The organism is Novacetimonas maltaceti (assembly GCF_002906255.1).
In the GTDB taxonomy this organism is placed as follows: domain Bacteria; phylum Pseudomonadota; class Alphaproteobacteria; order Acetobacterales; family Acetobacteraceae; genus Novacetimonas; species Novacetimonas maltaceti.
Genome location: NZ_POTC01000074.1, coordinates 1 through 9,183, shown reverse-complemented (window position 1 = coordinate 9,183; position 9,183 = coordinate 1). Strand labels below are relative to the sequence as shown.

The following is a 9,183-nucleotide window of genomic DNA, read 5'->3' as shown; positions in this document are numbered from 1 at the left end:
CTCCAGCGCAACCCGTGACTTGAACTCTGCCGCATACCGTTTCCGCGTAACCTTGCCCATAAAACCCGTCCTCGTTCAGGCCAGATGATAGCTTATCGCCCTGTCCGAAAAATGGGGACCACCTCTCTTTGCCCCGCACTTCAATGCCAAAGTCGTGGGGCAACATCGCTGCAAGTTCCGAGGGGCATCCCATGCAACAATCATGGGTTATCCCCGGCAAGTTCCATAGGGCCATCCATGCCAAACTCGGGGGACGATGCTGTGCACTATCCGTGAGGTCACACGGCAATTGGCGAGGGATACGCTCCCCGCCCCAAAAACTTTCGCGAAACTGGAGAAACCTGTTCGGAGATATATCCAGTGGGATCACACCAGAATAACGCGCAGACCGACCAGAATCTACTCTTCCGCCTGATCGTCAGCGGCCAGATATCCCTTACCTCACTGGTTGAGGCTCTCGCTGTGGCGGAACATCGTAACTTCCGAAAGGCCGGTGAAACCTTACAGATTTCACAATCTTCTATCAGCAATCGGATCGCCACCCTTGAGGGTATTATCGGTTTCCGCCTGTTTGAACGCCGCAACGGCGTGCATGTCACCTACGAGGGGCAGCAGTTTCTCTCCGTCATCAACGAAGCGGTCAGGCTGATGGTCGGTGTCCAGTCCTCAAGCGCCGGGGGATTTCTGCGCAATATCCTCGACCGTTTCGTAAAATATTCGCCTTATGTCCGGCTGGTCTCGGGCGAATTTGCTCCTGATCTGCTGATCTCCGGCCTGCGACAACGCGAGATCGATATTGCATTTACCCCGGACGTTCCACCGCCTCGGACACTGGCCCACGATATCCTGTGCGTCATGCCATTATGGACCGAAACCATGATGGCGGCACTTTCAGAGCATGACCCCGTGGCCATGCAGGACACAGTGACATGGAATGATCTTGCGGATCATACCTTTTTGGTTCGCCGGGAAGGCATGGGATCGTGGCTGATGGCGCAGGCCCTTCCCTATCTCGAACAACATGGCGCTCCACCCCGGATCGAACACATGATTGTCGGACGAGACACCCTGCTCGCCGATGTCGTGCGCCGCCAGGCGGTGGCCCTGACCTCGGCCGCCACAACAAGCCTGTCGGTTCCGGGCGTGCGCCTGCTTCCTCTTGCAGGTGATCCCATCGCCCTGACATTTCATGCCCTGTGGTCACGCCAGAACCACAACCCAGCGCTCCAGACGCTTCTTAAACTGGTGAGGACGGTGAAGCCCCCGAACGTTTCTGACGCCACCTAAGAAAAGTCCTGTCGGGCTTATCATAGTCGTTCTGTGTCACATGCCCCACAACCTGGCCGAGCAGATCAGAAACGTTGAACAAATCGCTCTTCGGTAAAACCGGGGCAGTTTAGCACGCCGGAGAAGAGCAGGAGGGGCGCTACCGGGCGACGGACGAACCAGGCGATGAATTTCAAGGAAGATGTCCCGTCCCTGCGGGAGGGCTCTGTCTATAAAGACGATCGGCCACTGCATTTTTTCAGCGGCTGGATGAAAAAAATGCTTCAGCGCTTAGCGGATGTCCGCATCACCGGTGGCCGGTACCGGCGTCACGGTAATGGCGGCGGCCTGCACGGCCAGCCCGTGTTCAGCCGCTGCCCGGCGCAGCAGGGCCGCCACTTCCGGCATCCGGCACGGAATCTTCCGTCCCGTTCCGGCCTCGACAAAGGTGACGGCGAGCCTGCCTTTGCGTTCGGGCGCGATGCTGTAATGCCACAGCCGGTCGGGCGAGACGTCGCGGCGCAGGATATCGCGGGCGACCAGCAGGTTCAGGTTGCGCTGGATCGAGCCCTGGCTGGGTGGATGGCCGTCGGTCATATTGCGCAGGGTCTTCCAGATCTTGATGGCCGTAGCCCCCGCACCCGCTTCAAGGATGCCATGCAGCAGCACCCGGCGCAGGTCGGTCATTTTCACGCCTGCCTCCCGGCAGCGGTCCTCAAGCTTGCGCACCGCATTGCGACTGGCGCCCATGCCGGGACGGATCTGGCTCAGGGCGGGCGGAGAACGACGGTGTTCGGAAAAGGCGAGCATGGTGATGATCCTGTCACGATCAGAATAAGGGAATGGCCAGAAACCTCAGTTCCTGTCCGGGTGGATGTAGAATTCGACGGGCACGGTCAGGGTGATCGGATCCCCCGCGACACTGTCCGGCGGGATGGGCAGAGGCTGGGCGCGTTTGGGGAGCGCAATCGCTTCCTGATCCAGCACCGCATGGCCGGAACTGCTCGCCAGCGTCACTGAAAGCACATGGCCCTTACGGTCCATGGAGAAGGTGACGGTCGGCACGCCTTCCTGATGATCGGCCATGGCGTCGGACGGGTAGCGCTTGAACTTTTCCAGTTGCGCCAGCAGCGCACCCTGCCAGGTCACCGGGTCATGCGACGCCTTTGACGACGAGGCACCCGGTGCAGGCGCTGCCTGAGTGGGGGCCGGTGGCGCTTCCGACGATGGCGGCGCGGTCGTGGCTTCGGCCGGCGGCGTTTTGTCCGGGATCGGCTTTTTGAGCATTGGCACTGGCTTGCTCTTCTTGACGATCTTGCGCGGTTTCTCGGGCTTGGGCACCGGGACTGGCGGATTGGGCGCGGGCGACGGCGGGGCCGTGATCTTCGGCGGCTCGACCGGGTCCGGATCGGGAATGGACTGGGTCTGCTTCGGGCCGATCGGCGCATCGGTCGGCGGCGTCGGTGTCGAAACGGGTTCCGGGGCCATGTCGATGGCAATGGCGGCAGGCGGTGGCTCTGGCACGGCCATGACCGGTGGCGGCAGGCGCATGATCCACCAGACCGCCCCGCCACTGACCGCGAGCACGGCGAGGAAGGACAGGCCCCAGCGGAGCGCATCGTGACGCCGGGCCAGACGGGCCTGCCTTTTCTGCCACTCGGCAAAGGATGGCGGGACCGTCTCCTGTGTCATGCCAGCAGAATGCGTTGTACCCGCCATGTCAGCCGTAGCGCTCACGGCGTGCCTCCCGCAGCAGGGGCACTACCCGAGGTTGTGGAACCGGCTTCGCTACCTTCCTCCTGCCCCTGCAGGTTGACCAGTGCGACCTTGAGGTAGCCGGCGGACCGCAGTCTATCCATCACGCCCATCAGCGTGCCGTAATCCACGGTCCTGTCGGCGCGCAGGAAGATCCGTTCGTCCTTGTTACCTTTGGTGGCGCTTTCCAGGGCACCCGCCAGACCATCCATGGTGATATCGTCTTCCCCCAACGCCAGACCGTGATCGGCTTTCACCGTCAGGAACACCGGATCGTCCGGACGCGGCGTCGGCTTCTCGATTGAGGATGGGAGGTCCACCGGCACGTTCACGGTCGTCAGCGGGGCGGTGACCATGAAGATCACCAGCAGGACCAGCATCACGTCGATGAACGGGGTGACGTTGATCTCGCTCGCCTCGTGCGGGCTTTCATCGGTGTGGCGCATGCGGATCATGACGGATCACTCCGCCGCTGCCGTGCGGACATCCCGCGCCTGCGAGCCAAGGCGCACGATATTGCCCTGGGCCATGAGCATCTGCGTGCGGCCCAGATCGCGCGACACCAGACGCATGACCAGCGCTGTGAGGTCGGCCACCTGTGCGCGGCAGGAGGCCGTCTGGCGGGCCAGATGGTTGTAGATCACCACCGCCGGGATCGCGGCCACCAGACCGAGCGCAGTCGCCAGCAGGGCCTCGGCAATGCCGGGAGCGACAACGGCAAGGCTGGTCGCCTTGCTGGCCGCAATGCCGGTGAACGAGGTCATGATCCCCCAGACCGTGCCGAACAGTCCGATGAAGGGCGACGTTGCGCCAATGGTGGCCAGCACGCCGGTGCCACGCAGGAGCCTGCGTCCCTCGGCCGCTTCCAGCCGTTCGAGATGCAGGACGATGCGCTCCTTCAGGCCCTCGCTGTCATCGGGGATATCGACGGAGCGTTTGCGCTCGGTTTCGGCCGCCATGACCAGCGTGTGGGCGATGCCATTCTGGCGCGTGCCTTCCTCGCCAAGATCCAGCGTGTTGGCCTGCTCAAGCGTCTGCTCGGCCTTGGCCAGCTTCATGCGCACGCGGAGCAGTTCGACGGACTTGGCGATGAAGATGGTCCAGGTCAGCAGCGAAGCTACGGCCAGCAGGATCATCACGCAGCGGACCATAGGCCCGGCATTGAGGAACATGTCCCACGGAGAGAAGGACATGGGAACAAGATCGGTCATGAGAGACCTCCTTTGGAAGACGGTCTGCGCCACGCCCGGATCAGGCAGATGACCGTAACGATGAGGGGGATGGACAGGGCGGCCCAGGAGAGAGCCAGCCAGACGCCACGCTGGCCCAGCAGGGCGGACAGCAGGCCGAAGATGGTGAGCAGCCCCAGCGCGATCGGCCACGGCCAGACGGCAACGGACGGACGGGATGCAGAAACAGGCGCAGATGGCATGGGGGTTTCGGGAGAGACGGCGTTCATCGGACCGTCTCCACCGTCAGGGCAGGAACAGCCGCATCGTCCGCGTCATCCAGATCGTAACCCAGCGCCCGCAGCCGGGCGTCGGTGGCGATCTTCCGTTTACCAGCCCACAGCACCAGACCGCTGACCAGAACGCCAATCACCACCACATCGAGCAGCGCCCACAGGATTTTCAGCGGCATGCCGCCATAATCGCCAAAATGCAGCGGACGGGAGATTTCCAGAAAACGCAGGTACCACGGCATGGGATACCCCCCGGTCAGTTCGCCCGTGCGGGCATCAACCAGCACCGGGGTGAACAGCCGTGCCCGCAGCGGGGTCGCACCCCGGGTCCACAGCACGTAATGCACCGGGCTGCCGAAGGAGGCGCCGGGGAAAGACAGACCGGTGACCTCATTGCCGGGAGCGGCTTTGGCTGCCGTGTCGAACGCGGCCTGCACCGAGGACAGATGATCCTGCGGGGGCACGGGCAGGTTGGCATAGGGCCGCAAAATCTGGCGCACATCGGTCACACGCCATAGACCGAACAGCGGCGTCTGGAGTTCGTTGACCAGTCCGGTAAAGCCCACCACCGTCGCCCAGACCAGTGTTGCGGCCCCCAGCAGGTTGTGCAGGTCCAGCCATGTCAGCCGCGAGGCCCGGTCCCGACGCACCGAACCGAACGGCAGCCGCTTCATGAACCTTCCATACAGCACCGTGCCGGATAGCAGTGAGGCCACGAAGACACCGCCCATAAGGCCGAGAAACAGGCGGCCGGGCAGATAAGCGAACAGACTGACGTGCAGGCGACGGCAGATACCCATGACCAGGCCCGTCCATGTACCGGGCGGCTTGGGTTCTGTTGCGGGTCGCGACTGTTCCAGAACCTTGGCCGTACGGGCGTCGAACTTGATCCAGTGACTGGAATTCCTGTCCGGATAGTTCTCGTCGTCTTTCAGGGCCTGCCAGCTTGGAGCCATGGAAATGAGAACAGCCGGTTCATCATCATCCGGATTGACGCTGGTGATGATCTGGCCTGGGTAGAGGCTACGGGCCTTCTCCACGATCACATCCAGACTGGCGTTGGGCGTTCCCGGCGGCAGAACCTCATAGGGTGGGTCATCGTCACCCACGAACGTGTCCCAGATCTGCTCGGAAAACAACAACGGCAGGCCGGTCACGCACACGACCAGCAGGAACAGCGTGCAGACCAGACTCGTCCATTTATGGACCACGAACCAGCGGCGAAGAGTGCGGGTGGTCATGAAAACCACGTGCTCACAAGTGCGTGTAATAGTGAGTCGCAACTCTGTTTTGCGTAAAATTCTGCCGGGTCCATTACATCTACGCGCCTTCGCATGCGTCGGAAATCGGGAATATTTCGCTGATGACCGGCTGATCACAAACGGTCCGCGACAATTCCCTCACCTAATAAAGACGATCGAAAACCGGCTTTTTTCTCGGAGCCCTGAAATTTTTTCAGATAACACGTTGAAACGCCTGCCTGTCACTTCCTCGAACAAAGCGGATCATGTCGCTTGCCGCTCCGTTCCACGGCACCAAGACATTCTGGTTTATCCCAAGCGACGGCCATTTCCGGCGGCACTGTGGAATGTGAAAATATTGCGAATTTTTCTCATTTGCGTTAAAGGCTTGAGTCGCATTGACATGCTGCCCGTCTCTACGGATCAACCCCAACCCGTCATGACCGATGACATGAATGGACCAAGCACGTGACGTCCTGGAGCACACTTCTGACAACGCTTTTCCGATCTGAACAGCGAAAGGTCGAGGCGCTTGCCAGGAGGAAATGTGCGGATCCGGAACAGGCTGCGGACGTGGTGCAGGATGCGTTCATGCGGCTCAGTCGGCTGGCTGAACCTGAGGCCGTCAATAACCCGGGACACCTTCTCTTCACCACGGCATCCAACATCATGCTGGATTATAACCGTCGGATCAGACGTGAACGCAACCGGGATGGAGGAAGTGTAGCGCCAGACCTCCCCTGCCCCGTTCCCAATGCCGAGGCACAGCATGCTGAAAAGCAGCGCAGGGCCATTCTGCGGGAAGCAATCGCCGCTCTCCCCGACGAAACACGTGACATCTTCATCCGTTTCCATCTTGAGGGACGCAGTTACCGTCAGATCGCGGAAGAAAAAGGTATGGACCTCCGCCGTGTCGAATATCATCTTCGTGACGCCATGAAAGCCTGCCGCCAGTACGCCCGCGACCATCAGTGACAATCATTTACGCGTCACCGCAAACAGGATCATGGTATCCCGACCTGTCGCCTGTTACATCTGCGGAAACGATAAACGAGACAGCATGTCCGCCTTCTGGGCGGCTGGATATCTGAACGTGCAGAACAGGAATGAACCGTCAGGTGACGCATTTGATGCGGCCAATGCCTGGTATCATCGCTTGCAAGGGGACAATGTCACCGAGGCAGATCGGGATGCTTTTCGTAAATGGTGTGCACAGAGCCCTGACCATGAGGCGGCCTGGGAAGACGTCCAGACTTTTGCATCGGACATCAGGATAACGCTTGCGCAAAAACCACCAGTGCCCGCGCGCAGCACCATCCAACGCCCCCGGAGCTCACGCCGTCCTGCCCTTGCGTTAGGCTGCCTTGGTCTGGCCATCGCCTGTATCGCCATGCTGTCCAGCGGGTGGAGAGACTGGCTCCAGGCAGATTACCGCTCTGGCCAGGGCGAACAGAAAACGGTGATATTGGCGGATGGGTCTGTTGCAACGCTCAGCCCGAATAGCGCCCTGAAGATACTGCCTGACACACATGAGCGAGGCCTCGCCCTGCTCCATGGAGAGGTATGGTTCTCTGTCCGTCACGATAGCACGCACCCGTTCTACGTTCTTGCCGGCAAAGGCCGAGTGACCGATGTCGGCACGCGCTTCGATCTCCGATATCTGGAAGGACAGACAAACGTCGCCGTGGAAGAAGGTATGGTTGACGTTGCCTATGGCCCCCCTCCCCCCGATCACGTCAGGCTAACGGCAGGACAGGATATCTCCTACGGCACAGGCGGTCTCGGCGGCATACAGGCTGTTGATCCTGATGACATTGGCGCATGGCGCAAGGGGAACCTCGTTTTCCGTCAGAAGCCGCTTGCGGAAGTCGTCGCGGAACTCAACCGGTATGGAAGCACTAAGCTCGTACTCGCCAGCCTTCAGGGGCGTAACAGGCCCGTTTCCGGCACGTTCGTCATCGGTCAGGAGGACACAGCCCTGAACGCCCTTCACGAGGCATTTGGACTCAGGATTCTACGCTTCACGCGTTATGTCACCGTCCTCTACTGATTCTTCGTCCAGCTTTGACACGCTCAGCGATGACCTGATCCAAGAGCAAGATACCCTTTCCGACACCGGACAGACCTCTCAGACAGCACTCTTTTTCACATCACAAAAAATAAATTCATAAAAATTTTCCGAAAGTGCCGGGTTCCGTCGTCTTCACAAACAAGATGCAAGTGAGAATGCTTCTCATATCAGAACGCATTCCCGGAAGATGACAGGGAACCAGAACAGGTGAGCGGATTTCATACACACTCCAGATGCCTCCCCTCGCGGTGCGGAATGGCGCGACTGCTGCTAACAACGTCTCTTTGCTGCTCGGTCGGCATTGTCGCCAGCAGTAGGCAGGCCAAAGCAGCAGTTACCGTCAGCCCCACCGAACAAACTTTTTCTTTTTCCATTCCGGCACAATCGCTGGATGGAGCACTCGCCGCTTTTTCAAAAATCACGCATGTCCAGACCGTCGCGGCCGGTGAATTAACACGTAATGTACGTTCCCCAGGTATCAGCGGTACTCTGACGCCTACCGCTGCTATGAATGTCCTGCTCGGTGGCACTGGCCTAAGCCCCCGGACAAGTGGAAATGTCATTATTGTTCAAAAAGCAGCCGCCAATATCACCCTCGGCCCCGTGCGTGTGGGTGGTACTGTTGCTCATGAAAATCCGACCGGACCTGGTGTAGGGTATGTAGCCACGACCACAATGGCAGGAACAAAAACGGATACACCGATAACCGAAATACCGAATTCAATTTATGTTGTTACAAAACAACTTATGCAGGACCAGCAGCCTCAAAGCGTTGTAGAAGCTCTTCGTTATACACCTGGCATTTACTCGGAGAGTTATGGAACCTACGCAAACGGTAGCAACGAAACTGGGGGCATACTCCAGAGAGGCTTCAAGGCAACCCAATTCATTGATGGGCTAATGATGAATTCCGGCAGCTCTGGAGAAACTGCGTTTATAGAGCGCATCGAAGCAGTAAACGGTCCGGCCTCGGTGATGTACGGTCAGACAAATCCCGGGGGAATGGTCGACATAAGTCTCAAAAAACCGACAAAGACACCGCTACATCAAGTCTCTGTAGGGTTCGGAAATTGGGGACGATATGAGTCAACTTTCGATATAAGCGATAAGATAAATAAATCAGGGACTCTAAAATATAGAATTGCTGGAATAGGCGTAACGCAAGGCACCCAAACAAAATATGTCGATTACCACAGGGTTGGGGTCCTTCCGTCTATATCATGGGACATAAGTCCAAAAACCAACCTCACATTACTTGGAATGAGGTGGTCCCGTCCGTTCGGACAGTTTTGCGGGCTTGATAAGCTATACCCGATTGTTGTTATGCCGCCCTTCTGACGGCGTTGCTGTTGGCCATCTGGTCCGGGGTTAACCCCGGACCAGATGGC

General features: G+C 59.2%; 10 protein-coding genes. 4 read left to right on the top strand and 6 right to left on the bottom strand.

All coding sequences use genetic code 11. From position 1 onward, the window contains the following. Positions 1-360 precede the first annotated feature (360 nt). The gene (locus KMAL_RS15170) at positions 361-1,287 is read left to right on the top strand and encodes a LysR family transcriptional regulator (protein ID WP_110096369.1); all 927 of its coding nucleotides are present in this window, start codon (positions 361-363) and stop codon (positions 1,285-1,287) included. A 270-nt stretch (positions 1,288-1,557) separates the two neighbouring features. Here KMAL_RS15170 and KMAL_RS15165 read toward each other — a convergent pair whose 3' ends face one another. The 6 genes from KMAL_RS15165 to KMAL_RS15140 are packed head-to-tail and all read right to left on the bottom strand — an operon-like array spanning position 1,558 to position 5,724. Continuing rightward, positions 1,558-2,076, bottom strand: a complete 519-nt coding sequence (locus KMAL_RS15165; protein ID WP_110096368.1) for a Fur family transcriptional regulator — start codon at positions 2,074-2,076, stop codon at positions 1,558-1,560. Positions 2,077-2,121: 45 nt separating this feature from the next. Next, a complete protein-coding gene (locus KMAL_RS15160) occupies positions 2,122-3,003 on the bottom strand; it encodes an energy transducer TonB family protein (RefSeq protein ID WP_408887935.1) in 882 nt (293 codons plus the stop codon). Continuing rightward, entirely contained in the window at positions 3,000-3,476 is a 477-nt protein-coding gene (gene exbD / locus KMAL_RS15155; RefSeq protein WP_110096366.1) for a TonB system transport protein ExbD, read from the bottom strand. The genes KMAL_RS15160 and exbD overlap by 4 nt, the downstream gene beginning before the upstream one ends. A gap of 6 nt (positions 3,477-3,482) precedes the next feature. Beyond that, positions 3,483-4,232 (bottom strand): tonB-system energizer ExbB, encoded by a 750-nt coding sequence (gene exbB / locus KMAL_RS15150; protein ID WP_110096365.1) that lies wholly within the window; start codon positions 4,230-4,232, stop codon positions 3,483-3,485. Then, positions 4,229-4,480: a hypothetical protein gene (locus tag KMAL_RS15145; RefSeq protein WP_110096364.1), complete on the bottom strand. Its 252-nt coding sequence runs from the start codon at positions 4,478-4,480 to the stop codon at positions 4,229-4,231. Before KMAL_RS15145 ends, exbB begins: the two co-directional genes overlap by 4 nt. Continuing rightward, positions 4,477-5,724 (bottom strand): PepSY-associated TM helix domain-containing protein, encoded by a 1,248-nt coding sequence (locus KMAL_RS15140; RefSeq protein ID WP_110096370.1) that lies wholly within the window; start codon positions 5,722-5,724, stop codon positions 4,477-4,479. The genes KMAL_RS15145 and KMAL_RS15140 overlap by 4 nt, the downstream gene beginning before the upstream one ends. A 468-nt stretch (positions 5,725-6,192) precedes the next feature. Here KMAL_RS15140 and KMAL_RS15135 point away from each other — a divergent pair, with 468 nt between their 5' ends. The 3 genes from KMAL_RS15135 to KMAL_RS15125 all read left to right on the top strand — a co-directional run bounded on the left by KMAL_RS15135 (position 6,193) and on the right by KMAL_RS15125 (position 9,133). Then, positions 6,193-6,699 (top strand): RNA polymerase sigma factor, encoded by a 507-nt coding sequence (locus tag KMAL_RS15135; RefSeq protein WP_110096363.1) that lies wholly within the window; start codon positions 6,193-6,195, stop codon positions 6,697-6,699. A gap of 85 nt (positions 6,700-6,784) precedes the next feature. Then, a complete protein-coding gene (locus KMAL_RS15130; protein ID WP_167400170.1) occupies positions 6,785-7,774 on the top strand; it encodes a FecR family protein in 990 nt (329 codons plus the stop codon). Between the two features lie 276 nt (positions 7,775-8,050). Beyond that, complete coding sequence (locus tag KMAL_RS15125) at positions 8,051-9,133, top strand: TonB-dependent siderophore receptor (RefSeq protein WP_110096361.1); 1,083 nt, start codon at positions 8,051-8,053, stop codon at positions 9,131-9,133. The last annotated feature ends 50 nt before the right edge of the window (positions 9,134-9,183 follow it).

Bases quoted from the DNA above. Each gene is read 5' to 3' on its own strand.
- KMAL_RS15125 (WP_110096361.1), top strand. From the start codon at position 8,051: ATGGCGCGACTGCTGCTAACAACGTCTCTTTGCTGCTCGGTCGGCATT.
- exbB (WP_110096365.1), bottom strand. From the start codon at position 4,232: ATGACCGATCTTGTTCCCATGTCCTTCTCTCCGTGGGACATGTTCCTC.
- KMAL_RS15145 (WP_110096364.1), bottom strand. From the start codon at position 4,480: ATGAACGCCGTCTCTCCCGAAACCCCCATGCCATCTGCGCCTGTTTCT.
- KMAL_RS15130 (WP_167400170.1), top strand. From the start codon at position 6,785: ATGTCCGCCTTCTGGGCGGCTGGATATCTGAACGTGCAGAACAGGAAT.
- KMAL_RS15140 (WP_110096370.1), bottom strand. From the start codon at position 5,724: ATGACCACCCGCACTCTTCGCCGCTGGTTCGTGGTCCATAAATGGACG.
- KMAL_RS15165 (WP_110096368.1), bottom strand. From the start codon at position 2,076: ATGCTCGCCTTTTCCGAACACCGTCGTTCTCCGCCCGCCCTGAGCCAG.
- exbD (WP_110096366.1), bottom strand. From the start codon at position 3,476: ATGATCCGCATGCGCCACACCGATGAAAGCCCGCACGAGGCGAGCGAG.